21 protein-coding genes are annotated in these 25,503 nt (G+C 43.4%); 18 read left to right on the top strand and 3 right to left on the bottom strand.

Going from position 1 to position 25,503, the window contains the following annotated elements:
- Nucleotides 1-123 precede the first annotated feature (123 nt).
- The 6 genes from truA (at nt 124) to purF (ending at nt 5,981) form a co-directional block, all read left to right on the top strand.
- The gene (gene truA / locus L1D50_RS03090) at nt 124-918 is read left to right on the top strand and encodes a tRNA pseudouridine(38-40) synthase TruA (RefSeq protein WP_128727938.1); all 795 of its coding nucleotides are present in this window, start codon (nt 124-126) and stop codon (nt 916-918) included.
- Nucleotides 919-1,052: 134 nt separating this feature from the next.
- Nucleotides 1,053-1,928, top strand: coding sequence for an acetyl-CoA carboxylase, carboxyltransferase subunit beta (gene accD, locus L1D50_RS03095; RefSeq protein WP_010606271.1), 876 nt, complete (start codon nt 1,053-1,055; stop codon nt 1,926-1,928).
- A 26-nt stretch (nt 1,929-1,954) separates the two neighbouring features.
- On the top strand, nt 1,955-3,211 hold the full coding sequence (gene folC / locus L1D50_RS03100; protein WP_128727937.1) for a bifunctional tetrahydrofolate synthase/dihydrofolate synthase: 1,257 nt from the start codon (nt 1,955-1,957) through the stop codon (nt 3,209-3,211).
- 36 nt (nt 3,212-3,247) lie between these two features.
- The gene (locus L1D50_RS03105; protein WP_138524462.1) at nt 3,248-3,874 is read left to right on the top strand and encodes an SPOR domain-containing protein; all 627 of its coding nucleotides are present in this window, start codon (nt 3,248-3,250) and stop codon (nt 3,872-3,874) included.
- A gap of 61 nt (nt 3,875-3,935) precedes the next feature.
- Entirely contained in the window at nt 3,936-4,430 is a 495-nt protein-coding gene (locus L1D50_RS03110) for a CvpA family protein (protein WP_239965490.1), read from the top strand.
- 18 nt (nt 4,431-4,448) lie between these two features.
- Entirely contained in the window at nt 4,449-5,981 is a 1,533-nt protein-coding gene (gene purF, locus L1D50_RS03115; RefSeq protein ID WP_128727935.1) for an amidophosphoribosyltransferase, read from the top strand.
- 660 nt (nt 5,982-6,641) lie between these two features.
- On the opposite strand, the gene barA is transcribed toward purF, so the two are convergent.
- Nucleotides 6,642-9,407: a two-component sensor histidine kinase BarA gene (gene barA / locus L1D50_RS03120; protein WP_128727934.1), complete on the bottom strand. Its 2,766-nt coding sequence runs from the start codon at nt 9,405-9,407 to the stop codon at nt 6,642-6,644.
- A 78-nt stretch (nt 9,408-9,485) separates the two neighbouring features.
- Between barA and rlmD the strand changes: the two genes are divergently transcribed.
- The 5 genes from rlmD to eno all read left to right on the top strand — a co-directional run bounded on the left by rlmD (nt 9,486) and on the right by eno (nt 17,185).
- Nucleotides 9,486-10,805 (top strand): 23S rRNA (uracil(1939)-C(5))-methyltransferase RlmD, encoded by a 1,320-nt coding sequence (gene rlmD, locus L1D50_RS03125; RefSeq protein ID WP_239965492.1) that lies wholly within the window; start codon nt 9,486-9,488, stop codon nt 10,803-10,805.
- 91 nt (nt 10,806-10,896) lie between these two features.
- Nucleotides 10,897-13,050, top strand: coding sequence for a GTP diphosphokinase (relA, locus tag L1D50_RS03130; protein WP_128727932.1), 2,154 nt, complete (start codon nt 10,897-10,899; stop codon nt 13,048-13,050).
- Nucleotides 13,034-13,852, top strand: coding sequence for a nucleoside triphosphate pyrophosphohydrolase (gene mazG / locus L1D50_RS03135; RefSeq protein WP_128727931.1), 819 nt, complete (start codon nt 13,034-13,036; stop codon nt 13,850-13,852). Before relA ends, mazG begins: the two co-directional genes overlap by 17 nt.
- Nucleotides 13,853-14,015: 163 nt before the next feature.
- Nucleotides 14,016-15,650, top strand: coding sequence for a CTP synthase (locus tag L1D50_RS03140; RefSeq protein WP_128727930.1), 1,635 nt, complete (start codon nt 14,016-14,018; stop codon nt 15,648-15,650).
- A 242-nt stretch (nt 15,651-15,892) separates the two neighbouring features.
- Nucleotides 15,893-17,185: a phosphopyruvate hydratase gene (gene eno / locus L1D50_RS03145; protein ID WP_239965493.1), complete on the top strand. Its 1,293-nt coding sequence runs from the start codon at nt 15,893-15,895 to the stop codon at nt 17,183-17,185.
- Nucleotides 17,186-17,242: 57 nt separating this feature from the next.
- Here the strand turns inward: eno and L1D50_RS03150 are convergent, their stop codons facing one another.
- The gene (locus L1D50_RS03150; RefSeq protein WP_161568699.1) at nt 17,243-17,392 is read right to left on the bottom strand and encodes a hypothetical protein; all 150 of its coding nucleotides are present in this window, start codon (nt 17,390-17,392) and stop codon (nt 17,243-17,245) included.
- Between the two features lie 132 nt (nt 17,393-17,524).
- Nucleotides 17,525-18,199: a DNA mismatch repair endonuclease MutH gene (gene mutH, locus L1D50_RS03155; protein ID WP_128727927.1), complete on the bottom strand. Its 675-nt coding sequence runs from the start codon at nt 18,197-18,199 to the stop codon at nt 17,525-17,527.
- A 439-nt stretch (nt 18,200-18,638) separates the two neighbouring features.
- Between mutH and rppH the strand changes: the two genes are divergently transcribed.
- The 7 genes from rppH to L1D50_RS03190 all read left to right on the top strand — a co-directional run.
- Nucleotides 18,639-19,163 carry an RNA pyrophosphohydrolase gene (gene rppH / locus L1D50_RS03160; RefSeq protein ID WP_010369331.1) on the top strand — a complete coding sequence of 175 codons (525 nt, stop codon included), beginning with the start codon at nt 18,639-18,641 and terminating at the stop codon, nt 19,161-19,163.
- A gap of 15 nt (nt 19,164-19,178) precedes the next feature.
- Nucleotides 19,179-21,467, top strand: a complete 2,289-nt coding sequence (ptsP, locus tag L1D50_RS03165; protein ID WP_239965495.1) for a phosphoenolpyruvate--protein phosphotransferase — start codon at nt 19,179-19,181, stop codon at nt 21,465-21,467.
- A gap of 47 nt (nt 21,468-21,514) precedes the next feature.
- Entirely contained in the window at nt 21,515-22,324 is an 810-nt protein-coding gene (locus tag L1D50_RS03170) for a sulfite exporter TauE/SafE family protein (protein ID WP_128727925.1), read from the top strand.
- 9 nt (nt 22,325-22,333) lie between these two features.
- On the top strand, nt 22,334-23,146 hold the full coding sequence (gene lgt / locus L1D50_RS03175) for a prolipoprotein diacylglyceryl transferase (RefSeq protein ID WP_239965497.1): 813 nt from the start codon (nt 22,334-22,336) through the stop codon (nt 23,144-23,146).
- A 13-nt stretch (nt 23,147-23,159) separates the two neighbouring features.
- Entirely contained in the window at nt 23,160-23,993 is an 834-nt protein-coding gene (locus L1D50_RS03180) for a thymidylate synthase (RefSeq protein WP_128727923.1), read from the top strand.
- A gap of 8 nt (nt 23,994-24,001) precedes the next feature.
- The gene (gene galU / locus L1D50_RS03185; RefSeq protein ID WP_239965498.1) at nt 24,002-24,892 is read left to right on the top strand and encodes a UTP--glucose-1-phosphate uridylyltransferase GalU; all 891 of its coding nucleotides are present in this window, start codon (nt 24,002-24,004) and stop codon (nt 24,890-24,892) included.
- A 104-nt stretch (nt 24,893-24,996) separates the two neighbouring features.
- On the top strand, nt 24,997-25,503 hold a 507-nt coding region (locus L1D50_RS03190; protein ID WP_239965500.1), incomplete at its 3' end, for a hypothetical protein.

The following is a 25,503-nucleotide window of genomic DNA, read 5'->3' on the forward strand; positions in this document are numbered from 1 at the left end:
GACCAAACAAAGTAATTGCCTGGTTTGGTCGGTATCATCATCTACTTCTTAGCTTAAGCGCTTTAATTCACATCGCCAATCGCATAAAATGTCGTTTTTGTTATGGGTTGCGATAGAAAAAGTATGCGAGTAGCGTTAGGCATTGAATATAATGGTGCAAATTATAGTGGTTGGCAGAGGCAAAATCATGTCAGCAGTGTCCAAGAAGAAATAGAAAAAGCGCTATCGAATATCTGTAATCATCCCGTAGAGATAACTTGTGCGGGGCGCACTGATGCGGGGGTTCATGCAACGGGTCAATTAGTGCATTTTGATACAGATGCTGCTCGCGATATGAGCGCCTTTACACTGGGAATGAACTCTCAGCTTCCTGACGACATTGCGGTACGATTTGCTAAAGAAGTCGACCCAGAGTTCCATGCTCGTTTTTCTGCAACGGCTCGTCGATACCGCTACGTCATTTATAATCATACTTACAGACCGGGCATTTTACGCAGTGGTGTAACGCACTTTCACCACGAGCTTGATGTTGAAAGAATGAAAGCTGCATGCCCTGTGATGATAGGGGAGCAAGATTTCACTTCTTTCAGGGCGGTACATTGCCAGTCTAATACGCCGTTTCGGAATATCCATCACTTGGAGGTGAAACGCATTGGCAAATATATTGTCATTGATATTAAAGCGAACGCGTTTTTACACCATATGGTGCGAAATATTACAGGTTGTTTACTTGATATCGGTGTCGGCAAGCAAGAGCCTGAGTGGATGGCGGAGCTTTTAGTTGCGAAAGACCGCACCTTAGCAAGCGCTACGGCAAAGCCTAACGGATTGTATTTAGTTGACGTGGACTATCCTGAACAATGGCAAATAGAAAAGATGCCGCTAGGGCCTTTATTTTTGCCTGAGGAATTAGTGTAACGGTCGTATTTATGTAGTACCGTATACTCTTAAGACCAGTTTTTTATATCACCTATAGCTAAATCATGATTTAATTGGGAAAAGATGTCTGTCTTTACTGACGGAACAGAATAAAGCACGATAGAGAGTTGCAAATGAGTTGGTTAGAAAAGATCTTACCTAAAACCACTAAATCTTCTGGTAAAAAAGAGATCCCAGAAGGGGTTTGGGCAAAGTGTACAGATTGTGATTCAATCCTATACAAAGCGGAATTAGAAAAGTCGTTAAACGTATGTCCGAAGTGTGATCATCACATGCGCATAACGGCACGTAAGCGCCTTGAAAGCTTCTTAGATGATGCAGATCGTCAAGAGCTTGGCACAGAGCATGAGCCACAAGACGTATTAAAGTTTAAAGATTCTAAAAAATACTCGGATCGTATCGTTCAAGCGCAAAAGGTAAGTGGTGAAAAAGACGCTTTAGTTGCAATGAAAGGTCGCGTAAAGGGTATTCCTGTTGCTGCTGTTGCTTTTGAATTTTCCTTTATGGGTGGTTCAATGGCGTCGGTTGTTGGTGCGAGATTTGTAGATGCAGTTAACGTTTGCTTAGAACATAACATGCCATTAATTTGTTTCTCTGCATCTGGTGGTGCACGTATGCAAGAAGCACTTATGTCATTGATGCAAATGGCAAAAACAAGTGCTGCATTGGCAAAAATGAGTGACAAAGGCTTGCCATTTATCTCAGTATTGACCGATCCAACTATGGGTGGTGTTTCTGCATCACTGGCGATGCTTGGTGATATCAATGTGGCGGAGCCAAAAGCACTTATCGGTTTTGCGGGTCCACGTGTTATCGAACAAACAGTACGTGAAACTCTACCTGACGGTTTCCAGCGCAGTGAATTCTTATTAGAGCATGGTGCGATTGACATGATTGTTGACCGTCGTGAGATGCGCGATACGTTAGCGCGCATTTTAGCGAAGTTTATGGACTTGCCTTCCACTGAACAAGAGCATAGAGTAGCGTAAATTTTTCAAATTGAGCTACTCAACTTATGACGGTTAAACAGCCTAGCCAATCATCAAGCCTTGATGATTGGCTTTGTTATTTAGAAGCAATTCATCCAGCCACCATTGAAATGGGACTTGAGCGTGTAGCGCAAGTTGCCGAGCAAGCCGGATTACTTGAGCCTTTCAGCAAAATTATTCTAATTGGTGGAACCAATGGTAAAGGCACAACAGCCAGGTGCTTGGAATCGTTGTTGCTCGCACAAGGATTTTCGGTTGGTACCTACGCTTCACCACACTTAGTACGCTACAATGAGCGTGTCCGAGTGAATGGGGCAGAGCTTGAAGATCAGTATCATATCGATGCATTTAAATTCCTCGACGACACCCGCAAAGACACTCAGCTAACTTATTTCGAGTTTGGTACGCTTGGTGCGCTCAGTATTTTCAAGCGCTGTAAGGTTGATTATATTTTGCTTGAAGTTGGTTTAGGCGGGCGGTTTGATGCGACGAATATAGTCTCGCCATTTGCCTCTGTTATCACGACTGTCGACTTAGATCATAAAGAGTATCTCGGTGATACTAGAGAACTGGTAGGCTATGACAAAGCTGGCATTTTTCGCAGTGGTAAACCTGCAATCGTTGGTGATTTAAATATTCCACACACGGTTACAGATTATGGCAACGAAATTGCGGCAGATATGGTGTTATCGAAGCGCGATTTTTATTTTACCCCGCTAGATTCTCAGTTTAGATGGCAATATCTTGACTTTGATTGGCACTTCGACAAACCCGCTATTCCAGCACAAAACGCTGCGACAGCGTTAACAGTACTAGCTAAACTTGAGTTGCTACCTAACTATGATGAAGTGAAGGTTTGTCTGGCCAACTTGCAAGTGGAAGGTCGCTTTCAGCAACTCAATACAAATCCATTAGTCTATACAGATGTTGCTCATAATCCAGAATCGGCAAGGTATTTGGCAACTAAGTTACAAGAACTCAAGCAAAAAGGGTTTAAAATTCATGCCTTAGTCGCTATGCTTGCGGATAAAGACAAAGCCAGTGTGCTGAAAGAAGTTACCCAATATATAGATAGCTGGAGTCTAGCTTCACTTTCAGGGCCTCGTGGAGAGCGTGCAGAAAACCTTAAACCACTGCTTGACTCAAGTTGCAATGTTACCTTATTCGATAGTGTTACAGCTGCACTTGATGCTCAGCTTGAGACGCTAGCAAGCGAACAAGCAATGGTGGTATTTGGTTCATTCTTTACCGTTGCTGAGGCAATGGAATACTGGCGAAAATAACCAAAAAAGATTTAACGTTTAGTAGAGAGTAAAGTTGTGAACTCAGTATTTATAAATCGCCTTGTTGGGACGAGTATCGTCGTGGTTGCTGCGGTGATCTTTATTCCAAATATCCTTGATGGTGAAAAGGTCCACTACAAGGAAGGATTTCAAGCGATCCCTGAAAGACCTGAGTTCAAAACCATTGATCTACAAGAAAAAGTGGATGCGCAAGCCAAGCTTGCACCAGAGTTACCCTCTGAGTCAGTGGAAGATATTGACGCCGATGATGCTAAGCTAGAGGGTACAGAAGAGACAATGCTAGCCAATACGCCGCAATCAGATATGTCATCTACACAAGTTGAGGCAAAACCCGTCGCAACGACCAACAAAGTTGAGGTGGCTAAATTAACGCGTCCTGAGACTGGTAACTTTTCAAAAATGGCCTATGTTATTCAGCTTGGTAGCTTTTCGCATAAATCGAACGTTGATGCACTGACGAAGAAGCTTGCTGACAATGGCTTTAAAACCTTTACAAAACCCGTTAAAACGCCCAACGGTACACTGACAAAAGTGTTTGTCGGACCAGATTTAAATAAAGCTGAACTTGAAGCTAAGTTACCAGAATTAAAGAAATTAACTAAGTTAAATGGTCGTTTGACACAATTTGAAGTGACAAAATGATCTGGCATTTAGATGCCAAACCTTTTAGAATGCGCCCCACATTAACGACTTATTGGTTACTATGATCTGGGTTGATTACGCCATTCTTGGTATTGTTGGTTTATCGACTATCTTTGGCTTGCTCCGAGGCTTTGTCAAAGAAGCGATGTCACTTGTCGTATGGATCGGCGCTTTTTTCATCTCTAGTATTTTTTACCAATATCTCGCAACCTTCCTAACATTCATTTCAGAACCCCTTTTAAGAAATGCAGCCGCAATTGCCATACTCTTTTTTGCGACCTTGATGTTAGGTGGGCTTGTTAACTATGTCTTGAGTGAACTGGTTCAAAGAACTGGGCTCTCAGGCACCGATAGGATCTTTGGGATTGTATTCGGTGGACTTCGAGGTGTGTTGGTCGTTAGCGCCTTACTCTTTTTCCTTGATGCGTTTACCAGTGCACCAGACACGCAGTGGTGGAAAACATCAAACTTAATTCCTGAATTTGGCTTTGTGATAGAGTGGTTCTTTTCCTATTTTGAACATAACTCGAGCTTTCTAGATTCAGTAAACCGTTAATCGGCGAGGAAATTTTTAATGTGTGGTATCGTTGGGATAGTCGGAACATCTCCTGTTAATCAGGCGATTTATGACGGCTTAACTGTTTTGCAACACCGCGGCCAAGATGCGGCTGGCATTATTACCATTGACAACAATACGTTTAGCTTACGAAAAGCAAACGGCCTAGTGAAAGACGTATTTCATACAAGACACATGAAACGCCTACAGGGCAACATTGGTCTTGGTCATGTACGTTATCCTACTGCTGGTTCTTCAAGCTCAGCAGAAGCTCAACCTTTCTACGTAAACTCTCCATTTGGTATTGCCCTTGCGCACAACGGCAACTTAACCAATGCAGAAAAATTAAAGGAGCGTTTGTTTACTCAAGCGCGTCGCCACGTTAATACTACGTCTGATTCAGAGATCCTGCTGAACATCTTAGCGCACGAGCTTGGCAAAACAGACAAGATGAAATTAGACGCGGAAGACATGTTTACGGCAGTAACTGAGGTTGTGTCTATTGTTTCTGGTGGTTACGCGAGTATCGCGATGATCATCGGCCATGGTATTTTGGCATTTAGAGACCCTCACGGTATTCGTCCGCTTGTTTTCGGTAAGAAAGAAACTGAGCGTGGCATGGAATACATGTTCGCTTCAGAGAGTGTTGCATTGGCAACGGATGGCTTTGAGTTTGTGCGAGACGTTGCACCTGGTGAAGCTATTTACGTAACCGAAAATGGTGAGTTTTTCTCTCAGATCTGTGCTGCTAAAACGACGCTTGCACCTTGTATCTTCGAGTTCGTATATTTTGCTCGCCCAGATTCAAACATTGATAAGATGTCTGTTTATGCGACTCGCGTCAATATGGGTACCAAGCTCGGTGAGAAAATCGCGACAGAGTGGGGCGACAAAGATATCGACGTGGTTATTCCAATCCCTGAAACATCATGTGATATCGCACTTGAAATTGCTTCCGTGCTAGGGCTTCCTTATCGCCAAGGGTTTGTTAAGAACCGCTACATTGGCCGTACTTTCATTATGCCTGGCCAAGAGCTGCGTAAAAAGTCTGTACGTCGTAAACTTAACGCAATTGACAGAGAGTTTGCTGGTAAGAATGTGCTACTTGTCGACGACTCCATTGTGCGAGGCACAACATCAGCGCAAATCGTTGAAATGGCGCGTGAAGCGGGTGCGAAGAACGTATACTTTGCTTCAGCAGCACCAGAGGTAAGATTCCCGAACGTATATGGCATTGATATGCCTTCTGCATCAGAGCTGATCGCACATGGCCGTGAAGTGGAAGATATCAACGCAAGTATTGGCTCGGACGGTTTGATCTACCAATCCCTAAGCGATTTGATTGCAGCTGTTGGTCAAGAAAATCCAGAGATCTCTCGTTTTGAAACCTCTGTATTTGATGGTCAATACATCACAGGTGATGTTGACCAAAACTACCTCAATCACATTGATGAGTTGCGCAACGACTCTGCAAAGTCTAATCGTGAAGCCGCGATGTCTGCTAGCCTTGAATTACATAACCAAGAAACAGAAAGCGCTGAAAGCGATTAAACTAGCTGATGATGTGATAGACATTACACCAAGAAAAAACCCAAGTTTCACTTGGGTTTTTTAATTTAATTTGAACTCGGATCGATAAGGGATTTTAGTACTGCACTTTTGAGCTTAGTTCAACTTATCCCACCAACTAAGCTTTATTGTGCTTTTGACTGATAATGCGAACCCTACAGCTGAATTGTTGTAGATGTCGCTATGACCAGCTAACGTAAAGCACAGATGGTGATTACCGTAGCTAACGAAAGCAGCGTCATCTGATGCATCATATCATTCAAAAACCTAATTCTCGGATTTCCCATCTCGAAACACACCATCAGAACCATCTTGCCGATAGCCCCAATCCGGAGTAGAAAGATAAACCTTTAGCGATAGCTAATTAAGCGGTCCTTGTTTATAAAGCAATTGTCTTTTTGGATATCGGTGGTAGGAACTGAGAGCAGCTCACCTTCAATTCGTTTCATGAGGATATAATTATGAGCTTCTAGAGTGGGTGAGGTGTGTCACAAGACTTGAAAAAGTGCTGCTAGAAAGCGAAGTAAATCATCGGGAAACGTTGTCCTGTGTTAGGAGCTATATGCCACACTTCCAATCTATTCACTATTTCTATGGCTGTTTACATAAAAGTAGCGAATAGAATGAGTGCGAACATAACGATTAGTTGGATTGTATGGGCTTGGAATCAGACAATAATAAAGTGAGTCCATCAACGAGTTCGAATAACTCAGGTTCAATCTCACTGAGTGACTTTTCCCGTTTTAAGCTTGTTTCAATGGTCTCTGCTAATTTCTTGAGCGTCGGAACGCCAGTATAGCAACAAGCTCCGTGGAATTTATGCACTACTTTAAGTAGCGTAGGCATATCTTCTTCATTTTGCGCAGATTCCAACTGCTGTAATGTTTCAGGTACACTGGAAAGCAACATATTGAGCATTTCTAATGCTAAATCGGGTTTGTTACCGGCACGCTGGAGCGCTAAATCCCAATCTAACATCTTACTATCAAACGGGGGCACACTATGCTGATGATTCTCTGTATTTTTTTGTCTCGAAACTGGAGAAGAAACGCTGTAATCACAAATTATTTGCTTGAGCATGTCTTCATCAATAGGCTTAGTCATATAATTACTAAAGCCATCTTTAAGCAGCTGTTCCTTTTCGCCAGCAAGCGCATGAGCGGTAACAGCGATGATGGGCGTGTCCTCATTTAAGGATGAATCTCTAATGCTTTTACAGGCACTGATCCCGTCCATAATAGGCATTTGAATATCCATAAATATGAGGTCGTATTTTCTGGATTTACATAGACTCACCGCTTGAGCACCGTTATGTGCTGTATCAATTGCCTCTACTTGCTCATCTAGCAAAGTACAGATCAACTTCAGGTTAGCATCGTTATCGTCTGCAACGAGCACCTTCAGTGGTAGGCTTGCGGCTTCAATTTCGTTAGCACTCATGTCTGGATGGTCTAAACGATAAGGTGCTGCAAGCATCTCACATAGCTTTCTGTGATTAAGTGGTTTGCTTAGACAGGCGTCTGCGCCACTGCCAATAAGCGCTTCACGCATATTGTGAGATACAGTATTAACCATTAGATATAGATAATCAGCAGAGCCGCGAGCTTGCTTGATATAACTTTTGACGGTTTGCATTTGATCGACGCTAGCCATAGAGCCGATTAAGCAAATATCGTAGTTAAAATCCTGTGCTAACGCAGTATCAAATTCTTCTTCGGTGATGCAGCGAGTCACCTGCATATCCCATGCTTGTAGCTGGGCGATAACCGCATAATGAGTGTGTTCTTGTGGTTCAAAATATAGAACGCGTTTATTTTCCAGCGGTTTACTTGGTAAATCGTCGTTGTAGAGACGGTTTGGCAGGGCAAAGACCGCATTAAATGAAAAACAGGTACCACTTCCTGGCGCGGAGTTAAGAGTAATACGACCACTCATCGCCTCCACAATATGCTTAGTGATGATAAGACCAAGACCTGTGCCCCCGAATTTGCGGGTGATACTGGTGTCAGCTTGAGCAAATGGCGTAAATAGCGCGTCCTGTTTATCTTGTGCAATACCGACACCGGTATCACTAACAGAGACTAACAATGAGGACTGGGACTCATCCATCAAGCGATGATTTATATCTACTTTGACAGAGCCTTTTTCCGTAAACTTGATGGCGTTGCTGATAAGGTTAGTAAGTACCTGTTTAAATCGTGTCGGATCGCCAATTAAATTGTCAGGTACTTGGCGATTAACCGAAATCGAAAATTCTAACTGCTTGTCATGAGCGCTTGGTGCTAATAACGTCATGACTTCATTAACAGCGTCGCGCAATTCGAATTGAATATTCTCTAGCTCCATTGCCCCTGCTTCTAGCTTTGAGAAATCCAAGATGTCACTAATGATGGTTAGTAAGCTATTTGCAGACAACTCTATGGTATCTAGATAATCTTTTTGATGTTTGTTTAATGGTGTTTTATACAGTTGGCGAGTAAAGCCTATAACACCATTGAGTGGCGTTCTGAGTTCATGACTCATTTTAGCTAAAAAGTCAGATTTTACGCGGTTAGCATCTTGTGCTTCTTTTTTGGCAATATTGAGCTGAATGTTTTGTGTTTCATACTGCTCCAAAGATTCGCGATAGTCACTAGTAGCTTGGTCAATGTGCTTTTGCATTTCGTCTTTTTGATTCGCCATTTTTCGACCAATAACAATCAAGCCTTGGCGCAATAGCTCAAATTCGCCTCGCATCGGCTCATTAATAGCGATGTCTTGTTTGCCCTCGTTGAGCTTGTCTGTAGCCAAAATCAAACTGGCAATTGGTTTGGTTAGCATGCGTGATAATCGCATAGCCAACATAACACTGAGTAAAAACGAGAAAATTATGACAATAGCACTCAAGATCAGTGCGCGTTGCTGCGATATTAGTGCTTGATCTTTACTGATCTCTACTACTAAAACTGCGAGTGTAGCAGGCTCTGCGCTATGCCAATCGGTTTTTTTGGCTAAATGGTTTTTAACCGGCGAATAAAACACAAAGGTATTTTTTAGTGTAGTGACCTCGGTGGTTTGTAACTTTTGTACTTCACCAAAATAATGTAATTTGTCGAACTCACTATGATAGTTACTAGTAAGAATGAGCTGATTTTGCTTATCAAACAACGCGATGCTTTTTACCAGTGGTGCGTGTTTATTGTGTGCTTGGCTTAAAATGCGGTGCAAGTGTGCTTTATCTTGCTTTTCTATTGGATATTCAACTGACATGGCCAGTGAATCTGCAATGCGATTTCCCTGACTTATCAGAATTTCCTCAAGCTCTACGTAGCGATTTATAGTAAAATAACCACCAAGTAGCAAGCCAACCAAAAGGGTTGGCAAAAGAGTGAGTAGTAAAATACTGTCACGCAGGTTTAATTTTGTCATAGGGTCAAAAAAGTGCAGAGAAATCTGTAACTAAGATTATCTTTTACCGACGTGATAAGCAAACAAATGAGGAACCCAATGGCACAGATTTTTCGTGCTAAGAAAGCTGCTAAGCCGTCAAAGCAAATAGAATTAAACATAAAGTCAATGGATCATCAGGGGAGAGGTGTTGCTCGACATGAAGGTAAAGTCTGCTTTGTGACAGGCGCCTTGACTGGAGAGCGAGTGAAGGCACAGGTTGTTCAGGCTAAGTCAAAACTGTTGGAAGCAAAGGTGACCAAAGTACTTAACGTCTCGAAAGAGCGTGTTAAGCCGTTTTGTCAGCATTACCAGCAGTGTGGTGGTTGTAGCTTGCAGCATCAGAGTGTTGATGGTCAGCTCAATGAAAAGCAACTGGCAGTTGAAAAGCTTTTTGCGCGTTTTGCCAACATTGAGCTGTTGCCTTGGCAAGTGCCGATCACCTCTGTGCCGCGCCACTATCGTCGGGCAGCACGATTGGCATGTATTTACGATAAACAAAGTAAAAATGTGAAACTCGGCTTTAGAGCGAGTCAGTCTAAGCAGATTGTTGAAATAGCGCAGTGTGACGTATTGGTGTCGCCTTTTGACCGTATTTTTAACAAGCTAAATGTGCTTGCGCAGTCACTAAGTGAATTTAAGCTAATCAGTCATATCCAACTTTGCCAAGCTGATAACCATAACTATGTACTGTGTCGTCATACAAAGCCGCTGTCCGCGTCGGCTCGTGAAGCGCTACAAAACGAGCTGGAAAATTGTCAGGTTGTGTTTGACGATGGTGAGGCAGATGTTGTGTATTCTCAGTTGCCGCACTATCACCTTAGTGAATTTGGCTTAACACTTGAATTCAAATTAAATAACTTTATTCAAGTGAATCAAACAGTAAATGAAGCCATGCTGCGTCAAGCAACAGGCTGGCTGCAACTTAGTAGCGATGAAAGTGTCCTCGATCTTTTCTGTGGGGTGGGAAATTTCTCATTGGTGCTCGCAAAACAAGCAAAAAATGTGATTGGTGTTGAAGGTGAAGCGCAATCGGTTGCAATGGCTCGACAAAATGCGCAAACTAATCAAATCAGTAATGTTCAGTTTCACTGCTTTGATCTAACCCAGTCGATAACAGAGGCTGCTTGGTTCGATACAAATTTGGATGTGTTAGTACTGGATCCATCAAGGCCTGGCGCACTTGAGGTACTACAGCAATTACCGTTAAAACAGTTTACGCGTATTTTATACGTGTCATGCGACCCAGTGACGCTGGCTCGTGACGCTGCGGTGATAGTGCAGGCTGGCTTTGAACTAGAAAAGCTTGGGTTAATGAATATGTTTGTCCACACTGGACATATCGAAACCATGGCGCTGTTTAAAAAGCAGTGTAAATAATCAGAGCTCTGCTGCATTTTAGCTCGAGCTGCTGGTTAGATAATTTATCCGAAAATGAGGCGGGTAAATAATTTTAAGGAGGTATCAAAACATGGTTGCTACTCGGCAGTCGCATCAAACCACTTTGCCACTAGAGTTTGACGCGCGACTCACTATCTTAAACTTGTCTGAGGATCAAAGAGAATGGCTACAAAGAGCCTATGAACTCTGTCCTGTGGATGAGTCCACCGAGCATCTCAACAATGCCATCGAAATGGTAGAGATCCTTGCAGATTTAAATTTTGATAGCGAATCTCTAGCAACAGCGTTTTTAACTCCTTATTTTGTCGCTGGAAAGTTGTCCCTTGAGCAAGTAGAGGAAACGCTTGGCAAAAATATCTCCCTGCTTTTAAAAGGGGTGGAGAATATGGAAACTATTAGCACGTTGGCACACCAAAGCTCGGGTAGGGTACAAGTTGATAATATCCGCCGTATGTTACTCGCTATGGTGGAAGATGTGCGTGCCGTAGTGATTAAACTTGCTGAGCAAATCTGCCATTTGCGTGCGGTTAAGAAAGCATCGGAGGAAGAAAGAGTTGTTGCTGCAAAAGCCGCTGCCAACATTTTTGCGCCACTTGCGAACCGTTTGGGGATTGGCCAATTAAAATGGGAACTTGAAGACCTCTCGTTCCGTTATTTGCATCCTGATACGTATAAGTCTATTGCCAAGAAGCTTTCTGATAAGCGCTTAGACCGCGAAGCTTATATGGAAAATATGGTTAATTCGGTGGCACAAAAACTTGCGGATGCGGGCATTAAAGCGCAGGTCTACGGTCGCCCTAAGCATATTTACAGCATTTATAAAAAAATGGCGCAGAAAAGCTATGAATTCGAACAGTTGTTCGACATTCGCGCGATGCGTGTGGTGGTAGATGAAATTCAAGATTGCTACGCTGCTTTGGGCATTGTGCACACCAGTTGGCGGCATTTAAACAAAGAGTTTGACGACTATATTGCTACGCCTAAGCAAAACGGCTATCAGTCTATCCACACCGTGGTATTTGGTCCTGAGGGCAAAACGGTAGAAATTCAAATCCGCACCGAGGCTATGCATCGAGATGCAGAGCTTGGGGTGGCGGCACATTGGATGTACAAAGAAGGTGCATTGCCGGGCAGAAATTCAGGATACGAGCAAAAAATTAGCTGGCTACGCAAATTGTTGCAGTGGCAAGAAGAAGTGGTAGATGGCAGTGAAATAGCAGATGAGCTGAAGAATCAGGTTGTCGAGGACCGCGTTTATGTATTCACGCCCAAGGGCGATATCTTTGATTTGCCGTTAGGCTCGACGCCACTCGACTTTGCTTACTACATTCATTCCAACGTCGGGCATCGCTGCATTGGAGCAAAAGTGTTTGGTAAAATAGTGCCTTTCACTTATACGCTGCGCACTGGCGATCAGGTAGAGATTCTTACCCAAAAAAATGCTTCACCAAGTCGTGACTGGTTAAATCCGTCGCTGGGGTATATCCATTCTTCAAGAGCACGCAGCAAGATCCATCACTGGTTTAAGCAGCAGGATAGAGACAAAAACCTCCAAGCGGGCAAGGAAATTTTAGATAGCCATCTGCAAAAACTAGACATTACCTATAAAGATTTAGAGCCCGCCATTGATCGCTTTAACTTTAAAGAACTCGACGATCTAATGGTGGCAATTGGTGCTGGTGATATTCGTATCAATCAATTCTTGAACTATGTACAGGATAAACCTGAGGATACACCTAAGTTAAAAATCTCCTCACCAAAACACAGTAAAGGCGACAAAAACGCAGTGGTCGTTGATGGTGTTGGCAGCTTGATGAGCCATATGGCGAAATGCTGTGAGCCAGTACCGGGTGATGAAATTGTGGGTTATATCACGCAAGGGCGAGGTATCGCTGTACACCGCTCCGATTGCGAGTCATTCGCTCATATTACAGATATACATCCAGAGCGAGAGATTGCGGTCAGTTGGTCTGAAGATGTAAAAGCATCATATTCCATTACATTAAAAATTGAAGCGCACGATCGTCAGGGACTGATCCGAGATATTAGTTCAGTACTTGCCAATGAAAAGGTCAACGTGCTCAATATGAATGTACAGACACAAGACGATAAAAACGTGGCGGTTTTTATGATGAAGGTTGAGGTAGATGATCTTTCCGCTATGCACCGCTTGCTGACTAAATTGATGCAAATAGAAGGTGTTTTTGATGCCAAACGACTCTAAGTGTTCTGCAACATTGGGTATAGAGCAACTGCTAGAAATTATGTCGCAGTTGCGTGACCCGAGCACTGGATGTGACTGGGACAAGAAGCAAACCTTTAAAACCATTGTTCCTCATACGTTAGAAGAAGCGCACGAAGTTGCCGATGCTATCGAGCTAGGCGACTTTGCTCACTTAAAAGAAGAGTTGGGGGATTTGCTGTTCCAAGTGATTTTTTATGCTCAGCTTGGAAAAGAGCAGGGGTTGTTTGATTTTGCAGACATAGTGCAAACCCTCAATGACAAATTAGTGAGACGTCACCCTCATGTATTTGAAAAACAGGAAAACTTAAGCGAAGCCGAGCTTGAGCAGCAATGGCACGCCATTAAACAGCAAGAAAAACAGGGGCAAAAAAAAGGAACGTTCGCGGCGGATATTCCGAGCAGCCTGCCAGCATTATCAAAAGCCTACAAAACTCAAAAGCAGGCAGCTAAACTCGGATTTGACTGGCCAAGTTACCACGGTGCGTGGGATAAAGTGCAAGAGGAAGTCGCAGAGGTGAGCGAGGCACTGCAAGTCGATCCACTCTCTGAACATACTGCGGAAGAGGTCGGAGATTTGTTGTTTGCGACCGTGAATGTGAGCCGACATATAAAACGAGATCCGGAGCAGCTGCTACGTCAAGCCAATGAGAAATTTAAAAATCGCTTTGTGCAAGTAGAAGCTGTTCTGAATGAGTCCTCACTGTCACTTAAAGATGCGAACCTAGAGGAAATGGATGCTGCTTGGGAGACTGTGAAACGTCGTCAACGCAGTAAAAACTGAGACCGATTTTACTTTTGGGTCGTTAATGAAAACGACCTCGTGATAAAATATATTACCGCTCTAAGTCATTTTTAGCTGGAATGGCCCGGGTGCTTTTGCTATACTATCGCCCCGTCTTGATTCTTATTTAAATTCCAATTTTCCTGAAATTTCTAGGGTTCGCATGAGTACAAAATTTATCTTCGTAACGGGCGGAGTAGTATCCTCCTTGGGTAAAGGTATTGCAGCTGCTTCTTTAGCCGCTATTTTAGAAGCACGTGGCTTGAAAGTAACGATTCTAAAGCTGGATCCCTACATCAATGTTGACCCTGGGACCATGAGCCCTATCCAACACGGTGAAGTATTCGTAACCGAAGACGGCGCGGAAACCGACCTTGATCTTGGTCACTACGAGCGTTTTATTCGCACTAAAATGACCAAGCGTAATAACTTTACACAAGGCCGTGTATTTGAAGACGTGTTGCGCAAAGAGCGTAGAGGTGAGTACTTAGGTGCCACTATTCAGGTTATTCCTCACATCACAAATGACATCAAGCGTCGCGTGCTTGAAGGCGCGGAAGGCCATGATGTTGCTATCGTAGAGATCGGTGGCACGGTTGGTGATATCGAGTCACAACCTTTCCTAGAAGCAATTCGCCAACTAGGCACAGAGCTTGGTCGCGAAAGTGCTTTATTTATGCACTTGACACTAGTACCTTTCTTAGGCCCTGCGGGTGAAGTGAAAACTAAGCCAACTCAGCACTCAGTGAAAGAGCTTCGTTCAATCGGTATTCAACCTGATATTCTGATCTGTCGTTCGGACCGTAAACTGCCAGCGAACGAACGCGCGAAGATTGCACTATTCACTAACGTAGAAGAAAAAGCAGTTATCTCACTACAAGACGTAGACAGTATTTATAAGATCCCAGCGCTATTGAAGTCGCAAGAGCTTGATAACATCATTTGTCGTCGTTTCTACCTTGAATGTCCGGAAGCGGATTTATCTGAGTGGGAGCAAGTACTTTATCAAGAGTCAAACCCTACTGGTGAAGTGACAATTGGTATGGTCGGTAAATATATCGAGTTACCAGATGCATATAAATCGGTTAACGAAGCGTTGAAGCATGCTGGTTTGAAAAACCGTTTGACAGTGAATATTGAATACGTTGACTCGCAAGATATCGAGAGTAAAGGCACTGAATTACTTGAGCATCTTGATGCTATCTTAGTACCTGGTGGCTTTGGTAACCGTGGCGTTGAAGGTAAGATTTTAGCTGCAAAGTATGCACGTGAAAACAAAGTACCATACCTAGGTATTTGTTTAGGGATGCAAGTTGCGCTAATCGAGTATGCACGTAACGTTGCAGGTCTTACTGGTGCTAACTCAACTGAATTTGATCTTGAAAGTCCACATCCAGTAGTTGGTCTGATCACTGAGTGGTTAGATGCAGATGGTAAGATTGAAGTACGTGATCACGATTCTGATCTGGGCGGCACTATGCGTCTTGGCGCGCAGCTTTGCCACTTAAAAGAAAGCTCTAAGGTGCGTGAAGTATACGGTAATGCCGAAATCGTCGAGCGTCACCGTCACCGCTACGAAGTAAACAACAACTATGTTGCTGAGCTTGAAAAAGCGGGTCTGCAATTTACTGGTCTGTCAGAAGACAAGAAACTAGTTGAGATTATCGAGAATAAAGATCACCCTTGGTTTATCGCGGCTCAGTTCCACCCTGAGTTCACGTCGACGCCTCGCGATGGTCACCCATTATTTGAAGGCTTTGTTGCGGCGGCATACAGCCACCAAAAAGCATCTTCGTAATAAGAAAAAGCCGTGCTCTTGCACGGCTTTTTTGTTGCAGAAGGTTTTGCAATAGGCGCTAATTATAGTGTTTATCGCCAAACTTTTTCTTATCTGCCAGCGCGTCAATGTGATACGTGTAAATTCTTCACTTTGCGAAGCCGCAGAGATAAGGCAAACTTTAAAGCGGGTTTATTGACCCTGAATTCGCCTGCGACAGAAGCAGTGCAACACACACCACTTTGGGAATAAGAGGAATCAAGATGTCAAAAATCGTTAGAGTGATTGGCCGTGAAGTTATGGACTCACGCGGTAACCCAACAGTAGAAGCGGACGTACACCTAGAGTCAGGTGCATGGGGCCGTGCATGTGCGCCATCAGGTGCATCTACGGGTACCCGTGAAGCACTAGAGCTACGTGACGGTGATAAGTCTCGTTACTTAGGAAAAGGTGTATTGACTGCGGTAAACTACGTAAATAACGAAATCGCGGCAGCACTTGAAGGTCAAAACGCGCTAGAGCAACGTGCAATCGACCAAATCATGTTGGACTTAGATGGCACTGAAAACAAAGAAAAACTAGGTGCGAACGCTATCCTTGCGGTATCTCTTGCAACAGCAAAAGCAGCTGCACAAGACAAAGGCGTGGCGCTATACGAGCATATTGCAGACATCAACGGTACAGCAGGCCAGTACTCAATGCCAGTTCCGATGATGAACATTATCAATGGTGGTGAGCACGCGGATAACAACGTTGATATTCAAGAGTTTATGGTTCAGCCTGTTGGTGCAAAAAGCTTCCGTGAAGCACTACGTATGGGTGCTGAAATCTTCCACAGCCTGAAAAAAGTACTGAAGTCACGTGGCCTAAACACTGCGGTAGGTGACGAAGGTGGTTTTGCTCCAGACCTTAAATCAAATGAAGAAGCGCTAGAGGTGATCGTAGAAGCGGTTGCTGCAGCTGGCTACGAAATGAACAAAGACGTAACGCTAGCACTTGATTGTGCAGCGTCTGAGTTTTACGTCGATGGCAAATATGACCTAAAGGGCGAAGGTAAAACATTCGACTCAGAAGGTTTTGCAGGCTTTTTGGCTGATCTTGCCGCACGTTACCCAATTGTATCAATCGAAGATGGCCTAGACGAAAGCGATTGGGCTGGCTGGAAAATCCTAACAGATAAAATTGGTGATAAAGTTCAGCTAGTGGGTGATGATCTTTTTGTTACTAACACTAAGATCTTAAAGCGTGGTATTGAAGAAAGCATTGGTAACTCAATCTTGATTAAATTCAACCAGATTGGTTCACTGTCTGAAACGCTTGATGCCATCAAAATGGCGCAAGGCGCTGGCTTTACTGCCGTTATTTCACACCGCTCTGGTGAGACTGAAGACGCAACCATTGCTGATTTAGCAGTGGCAACAGCGGCAGGTCAAATTAAGACAGGTTCACTTTGTCGTTCGGATCGTGTAGCTAAGTACAACCAGTTACTACGTATTGAAGAGGCGCTAGGTGAAAAAGCGGTATACAAAGGCCGTAGTGAAATCAAAGGTCAGTAATTAGCATTACTTGATGTATTGTAAAAACGCCAGTTTAGCTACTGGCGTTTTTTACTGCTAGCGGTCGTCACCCCAAATTTCACAATTTGCTTGGCCATTTCTAAATGTCCAACAGACTTGAAGTGAATTACAAGCATCACCCATCGTCGCAGGACCATTACTCCCAGCAATAGCCGGCGTTATTTTAGTCACAAGTGTTTTGTTCACACTAAGTTCTTTAATCGATTTTTTTGAGCTTTAATTTCACTGTCCTTTCCTTCTATAAAAATACCAATCAAATCTACACAAGGTGTCGGTTGTTTTATACTTGTACTTTTGTGTGATAAATGAACAGTGGTTTTAAACACCAAACTCTTGCGCCAATATCGATTGAGTGAAATTGATTTTCAAATAAAAACCTCTTGGCAAAGTCTGCACTATTTTACCGTTAGGCCCAATTGCATCGGTGAGCGCTTTGGCATTTGCCGCCTTTGGCCTTATCTGCATGACTTCTCCAAGATGCCCTGAGATTTGCTCTACATGACCCGTAGCGATTAACTCGATTTGCTCTTCCCAGTCCCTTCGTAACAACTGTTCTTGATGCGCGTCCGGCCGCCATAAGAAGCCGTGTCCAATAACCCTATCTATTAAAGGAATTTCTCGTTCGGCTAATATGGGTAGCCAAAGAACATGAGCTAATTTCTTTTTAACACTCGATGCTTCCCATGTTAATCCCGTTAACTGAGTCAGCGGTACGACAGAAACATAGGTAGTCTCTAGCGGTTTGCCTTGATAGCCTATTGGCAAAGTCTTGAGTTCAACGCCAATATGCTCAAAATCAGGCACAGGCTTTGAGCCCGCGGTAGCACCTAAGGCTGCTTCTATGAGTTGTCCTACCCAGCCTTTTTCTTTGAGCAAGTCTTGTGGTGTTTTAAACGAGAGCTGCTGAGCGAGTTCACCCAATGTTAAACCGGCTATGTTTTCAACACGCTGCATAAGTTCGCCTACAGAGCGTGGTGGTGTAACTGATGGCAAGCGATACTCCTGAGTCTATTCCTTAAAAACACGATTATAAAAGAAATCATGTAGCTAAGTAAGTTGGTTATTTTACACTCAATTTAAGTGCGGCTTATTATTTCAACCTTTGAATAAAGCAATAACTCCATTATCTATATGATAAATATGAAGTTATTTTTTCTTTGCTACAGTCAGTGTGCCTTGGAATTCTTATGGCTTTGGATAAATACAAGACTATAAACATAATTATCCACAGAATATGTGGAAAACCTGAGGTTTGAAGTGCGTATCTGTGGATTTGTTCGTAATTTGAACTGGTAAATACTTAGTTATGCACAAGTTGTGGGTAACTTGAGAGTATGCTGAGATAATTTAGGTATAGAATGGAATTAAATTTGCCGTGACGCGGGAGTTGTGGAACAATCATTAAAAATCGACTTATAAATGAGGCACTAAGGTGATTGATGCCGAAGGGTTTCGTGCCAATGTCGGAATAGTGATTTGTAATAATCAGGGGCAGGTTTTTTGGGCCCGTCGTTACGGACAACACTCTTGGCAATTTCCTCAAGGCGGAATAGATCAAGGGGAAACACCTGAGCAAACGATGTATCGTGAACTTCATGAAGAAGTTGGACTTAGGCCAGAAGATGTTGAAATAGTAGCAAGTTCTAAACATTGGTTACGTTACAAACTACCAAAAAGGTTAATTAGACGAGATTCAAGCCCAGTTTGTATCGGGCAAAAGCAGAAATGGTTTTTATTGAAACTTAGGTGTAAAGATGAAGATGTAGACTTATTACGTACGCATCACCCTGAGTTTGATGATTGGCGCTGGGTTAGCTATTGGTATCCAGTACGTCAAGTTGTATCGTTTAAGCGTGATGTCTATCGTCGAGTGATGAAGGAATTCGCTCCGTTTGCGATGCCATTTGGTAAACGTGAACAGCAAGGGCAGAAGGATTTCTGGCGCACAAAACGATAAAAAAAGGAGCAGCAGGTGTTAGCAACGTTAAGATCGATTGCTGAGTCAGTGGCACAGCAAAGTGACCTACAAAGCGCGTTAAATTGCTTTGTTACTATGGTTAAAGATGCCATGCACACTGAATGCTGCTCAGTTTACTTTGCCGATTACAGTCAAGATAATTTTATCCTGATGGCAACAGATGGCTTAAACCCTGAAGCAATCGGGAAATTCCGAATGGGATTTACTGAAGGTCTAGTCGGTCTTGTTGCCCAGCGTGAAGAGCCGATTAACGTTGCCCACGCCCAATCACACCCAAGATTCAAACTGTCACCCGAGGTCAATGAAGAAGGCTACAATGCTTTCTTATCAGTGCCTGTTGTACACCAGCGAAAAGTGCTTGGGGTTATTGTGGTGCAGCAAAAGGTTGCTCGTGTATTTAGCCATGACGAAGAGTCCTTTCTCATTACGCTTTCAGCGCAATTGGCTTCACAACTTGCCAACACTGAGATCCAAACTTTACTTCAACAAGATGCAAGCAGCCATAGAACCTCGGTGTTAAAAGGGGTATCGAGTGCACCTGGTATTGCCTTAGGTGATGGTTATGTGGTGTTGCCCCATATTGATTTTGCGAGTATTGAACCGCAGCATAGTGACAATATTCAACAGCAAATTCAGCTGTTTCATCAAGCAGTGGCTGCGACTCGGCAAGAGTTCCATATTTTAGCCAAAACCTTGAGTGATGATATTCCAAAGGAAGCGGTAGCTGTGTTTGAGGTTTACCAACAACTTTTGGATGCCAAGAGTTTAGGTAAACAAGTGGAATCTGAGATACAACAAGGCTGGAACGCAAAAACAGCGCTAAAGCTTGTTATCGAAAAGCTTGTGGCTCAGTTTGATATGATGAGTGACCCTTATATCAAAGAGCGCGCGATTGATGTTAATGATATTGGCCTTCGCGTGCTCCAGCATTTAGTCTCGACTGAACAAGCGGTTAAACACTATCCAGACAATACGATTCTAATCGCCCATACCTTGACCCCAACTATGTTAGCGCAGGTACCAAAAGAAAAGCTCAAAGGGGTAGTCAGTGTGCATGGCTCGGCCAACTCTCATGCCTCCATTCTCACTCGCGCGATGGGCGTCCCCGCTATTTGGGGCATAGAAGACATTCCATTATTACAGTTTGATGGTAAGTCTATGATCATGGATGCGTATTCTGGACGGCTTTATATTTCGCCTTCGCAAATGTTGGTCAATGAGTATGTTGAAATTAAACGTAAAGACAATATTCTGCATGATAAGTTTGAAGCGGAACATGATTTGCTGCCTATTACACTCGATGGTGAGCGTATAAATTTACTCTTAAATGCTGGGCTTGATCTATCGACTGAAACATTAAGTGCCAGTTATTGCGACGGGGTTGGTCTTTATCGTACTGAGTCTTGGTTTATGCAAAAAGGCCAATTCCCAACACAATCGGAGCAAGAAATCTGGTATCGCGAGGTGCTATCACGTTATCACCCTGAGCCCGTAGTGATGCGGACTTTAGATATCGGTGGCGACAAAATTCTAGATTACTTTGATATCAAAGAAGAAAACCCATTTTTAGGGTGGCGGGGCATTCGTGTATCGTTGGATCATCCCGAGCTTTTCTTAGATCAAATCAAAGCGATGATCAAAGCAAACGCGGGTCTTGGCAACTTACAGATTATGTTGCCTATGGTGGGCCACAGTGAGGAAATAGATGAAGCGATGGGGCTTATTGAGCAGGCTTGTTTTGAGTTGCAAGACGAATGGGCTGACCCTTTTTACACCATCGACCGGCCAGAAATTGGCGTAATGCTTGAAGTACCATCTAGCGTGTACTTGTTGCCTGAGTGGTCGAAAAAAGTCGATTTTTGTTCTGTGGGCAGTAACGATTTGACGCAGTATTTATTAGCAGTTGATAGGACCAATGCACAAGTTGCGGATCTTTTTGACCCTTATCATCCCAGTGTATTACGAGTGTTAAATCAGATTGCACAACAGTGTGAATTACACGAACTGCCTTTTAGCTTGTGTGGAGAGTTAGGCGGTGAGCCTGAGGGAGCAATCTTGCTTATTGCAATGGGGTATCGCCGTTTGAGTATGAATATTTCTTCACTGAACAAAGTGAAATGGGTGCTACGTAGACTCAAAGTAACGGATATGGAAGCTCTACTTGAAAGTTGTTTAGCACAACCTTCATCTAAGCAAGTGCGCCGTATTATTAAAGAATTTATGATAGAGCATCATTTTGCAGAATTACTCTATACCAGCCACCAAGCAAAGGGTGCTTCTTAAGGCTATTTACGCTACCATTACGGCGCTATAAGAATAAGAGCTTGTTGATGGAAACTATTATACTCATCGTTGTACTTTGCGCTTTGCTCGGCTGTGCAGTTGGCTTTTTGGCAGGTCTGCTTGGTATCGGCGGCGGGCTGCTGATAGTCCCTATTTTATCTGTTATCTTGACCAAATTTAATGTTATACCCACAGATCAAGTGGTGTTAGTTGCAATTGCGACGTCTCTCGCCTCCATTATTTTCACTTCGACATCTTCAGCAAAAGCGCATCATAAAAATGACAATGTTCCATGGCACATTGCTCCATGGGTGATGTTAGGTGTGGCAGTCGGCGCGTTGGGGAGTGGTTTTGCCGCAGTGATGTTGCCAGAAAAACTGGTCAGAATTATTTTTGTGGTTAGTGTTGTGGGTATTGCATTGAAAATGGCGTGGAGCTCCAGAAAACCGCCACAATCAACCAGAGCTATACCGCAAGGACCGATATTAGCAATGTTAACCTCGGTAACGGGGGCGCTGTCTGCAATGATTGGTATTGGCGGGGGGGCATTAATCGTCCCACTACTGACATTTTTCTCTGTTGATATGAAAAAAGCGATAGGATGTGCGTCTGCCAGTGGTATCGTTATCGCAATCTTTGGCTCCTTTGGCTATATCGCCTCTGGCAGCCAACATGTGGATATTGAACATGGATTTTTAGGTTTTGTCTATTTACCGGCTTTGTTTGGTATAGTGGCAACTTCATGGTTTATGGCGCCTATTGGTGCTAAAGCTACGCACCACTTACCAGTCACAACGATTAAGAAAGTGTTTGCGGCGTTACTCATTGTTATCGCTGGCAATATGTTAATGAATTAAGGAAAGGCTATGGCTTTGCAGTTTCCACAGATAGACCCTGTGATTTTTTCCATCGGACCGTTAAGTGTTCGTTGGTATGGATTTATGTATTTAATCGGCTTTATGTTCGCTATGTGGTGGGCAGGGAAAGAAGCAAAAAAACCAAACTCTGGTTGGAATAAAGACCAAGTTGGCGACCTAGTTTTTTACTGTATGCTCGGGGTGATCTTGGGCGGGCGAATTGGTTACGTGTTGTTTTATCAATTCTCTCATTTTATTGAAAACCCGCTTTATTTGTTTAGGGTGGACCAAGGCGGTATGTCTTTTCATGGCGGCGCATTGGGCGTTATCACGGCGATTATCGTGTATGCGCTTAAAAATAAACGTTCGATTTTATCGGTAGGCGACTTTGTCGTTCCTATGGTGCCTGTTGGGCTGTTTGCCGGTCGTATCGGTAACTTCATTAATGGTGAGTTATGGGGTCGTGTAACAGATGTTCCTTGGGCATTTATTTTCCCTACGGGCGGTCCACAGCCGCGCCACCCATCACAACTTTATGAAGCGTTTTTTGAAGGGTTGGTATTGTTTGTGATGCTGGTATGGTTTAGGCAAAAACCGCGCCCAGCGGGCAGTGTAGCAGGTTTATTTTTAGCAGGTTACGGTGTCTTTCGCTTTTCAATCGAGTATTTCCGAGAGCCAGATGCACATATAGGCTTGTATGGTGGCCTTATTTCTCAAGGTCAGATCTTATCTCTCCCTATGGTGATTGCAGGCACTATCCTTATGGTGTGGGCATATAAGCGAGAAGGTAGCAACCCATCTACTGGGCAAGTTAAAAGTTAAAGAGTAGCGAACAATGAAGCAATATTTAGAATTGATGCGCCATGTGCGTGATAATGGCACAAAAAAAGAAGACCGCACGGGCACAGGTACAGTGAGTGTTTTTGGGTACCAGATGCGCTTCAACCTGCAAGAAGGCTTTCCGCTTGTAACGACGAAAAAGTGTCATCTACGCTCGATTATTCACGAGCTACTTTGGTTCTTGCAAGGCGATACTAATATCAAATATCTTAAGGAAAATGGCGTTAGCATTTGGGATGGCTGGGCAACCGATGAAGGAGACTTGGGGCCAGTTTATGGCAGCCAGTGGCGCTCTTGGACGGGGCCAAATGGTGAAGTGGTTGACCAAATCAAAGATGTTGTTGAGCAAATCAAAACCAATCCAGACTCTCGTCGCTTGATTGTGAGTGCATGGAACCCTGCGCTTCTGCCTGATACTAGCTATTCACCAAAAGAAAACGCAGCAATGGGCAAACAAGCGTTACCACCTTGCCACACGTTATTCCAATTTTATGTACTAGATGGCAAGCTTTCTTGCCAGCTTTATCAACGCAGTGCAGATATTTTCTTAGGTGTGCCCTTTAACATCGCAAGCTATGCACTGTTAACAATGATGATTGCACAAGTTTGCGACTTAGAAGTTGGCGATTTTGTTCACACTTTCGGTGATGCTCATCTATATTTAAATCATATGGAACAGGTTGAAGAACAATTAAGCCGTGAACCGTATGCAAAACCTACAATGCGAATTAACCCTGAAGTAAAGGATATATTCGACTTTAAATTTGAGGACTTTGAGTTGGTAGACTATCAATGTCACCCTCATATCAAAGCACCAGTCGCTATTTAGGAGTTAACATGAAAGCCGTTATTCCAGTTGCAGGTTTGGGTACAAGGATGCTGCCTGCCACTAAAGCTATACCAAAAGAAATGCTACCGATTGTCGATAAACCGCTTATCCAATACGTAGTCGACGAGGCTGTGGCAGCTGGAATTCGAGAAATTGTTTTAGTTACTCATTCAAGTAAGAATTCGATTGAAAATCATTTCGATAAAAGCTTTGAGTTAGAGGCAACCCTTGAGCAGAGGGTTAAGCGACAGCTACTAGAAGAAGTACAATCAATTTGCCCCAAAAATACGACTATTATTCAAGTTCGTCAGGGGGAGGCTAAGGGGCTTGGACACGCAATCAATTGTGCCGCTCCGGTGATCGGAGATGAGCCATTTGTTGTAATGTTGCCCGATGTGTTGATTGATGCCGCTGCCAGTGACTTACGTACAGAAAACTTAGCTCAGATGATAGAGCGCTTCGAACAGGGTGGCTTTAGTCAAGTCATGGTAGAGCCTGTGCCAGAACACTTAACCTCTCAATTTGGAGTTGTTGATCTACACGGTGAAACACTTCCCCCTGGTGCATCCAAGTCAATGTATAGTATGGTTGAAAAGCCACCTGAGGGCGCTGCACCCTCTAATTTGGCTATTGTAGGACGTTATGTATTAAGTAAGTCCATTTGGCCGATGTTGGCAAAAACGCCAGAGGGAGCAGGTGGTGAGATCCAATTAACAGACGCTATCGCAATGATGATGGAGGCAGAAGAAGTACAAGCGTACGCTCTATGTGGAAAAAGTCATGACTGCGGAAGTAAAATCGGCTATTTAAAAGCCATAGTTGAGCATGCTTTACGGCGAGAAGCATTTAGTGAAGAACTATCTTCTTTCATTAAATCAATTATTTCAAAAAGTAAATGAATTACCTTTAGTTAAAAAGGTGAATTTTTGCGATAAAAGCATTTGGCTATTCAAGTTAGCTTAGGTAGTATTGGGTACTAAATGGATTTTAGTTGTAACTCGCTGTGCGTATTCACTTTTTTATTCTTTCCTTGCTCACTCTATTTCCTATGCTATCGGGTTGTAGTAGTCATCAGCACTCAGTTATGCAGCTCGACGAGCAACAACTGGAGAGTGTTGAGCGCCTTAGTCTTTTAGAGAGTGACTTATCTACCTTGTTGAATCTATTAGAGCAACAGGCAAATGTTGTGGACGTTCAAAGCGCTATTCGTCCGGCACAAAAAGTTAAGCGTTACTCTGCAACGCAACATGAGCAATCGCAGTCGATAGATAGCATACAACTCAAGCTTTTTCCTATTTTTAAGCACTCCGCAACGCAATTAAAAAGGCATCAAGCATTATTATCTACCATCAAGACCCGACTTCCGAGTCTATTTTCTGATGCTGAGATAGCTGTAAAAGATTTTAATAATAGAAGCTGGGCAACTATCTCAGGGTTGAAATCAACGCAAGAAGCAAAAGCTTACTGTCGCTTTTTTTCTATACAAAGTGTTGATTGTAGTAGATTATTG

This window comes from Pseudoalteromonas sp. Isolate6, assembly GCF_022398435.1.
Lineage (GTDB): Bacteria > Pseudomonadota > Gammaproteobacteria > Enterobacterales > Alteromonadaceae > Pseudoalteromonas > Pseudoalteromonas galatheae.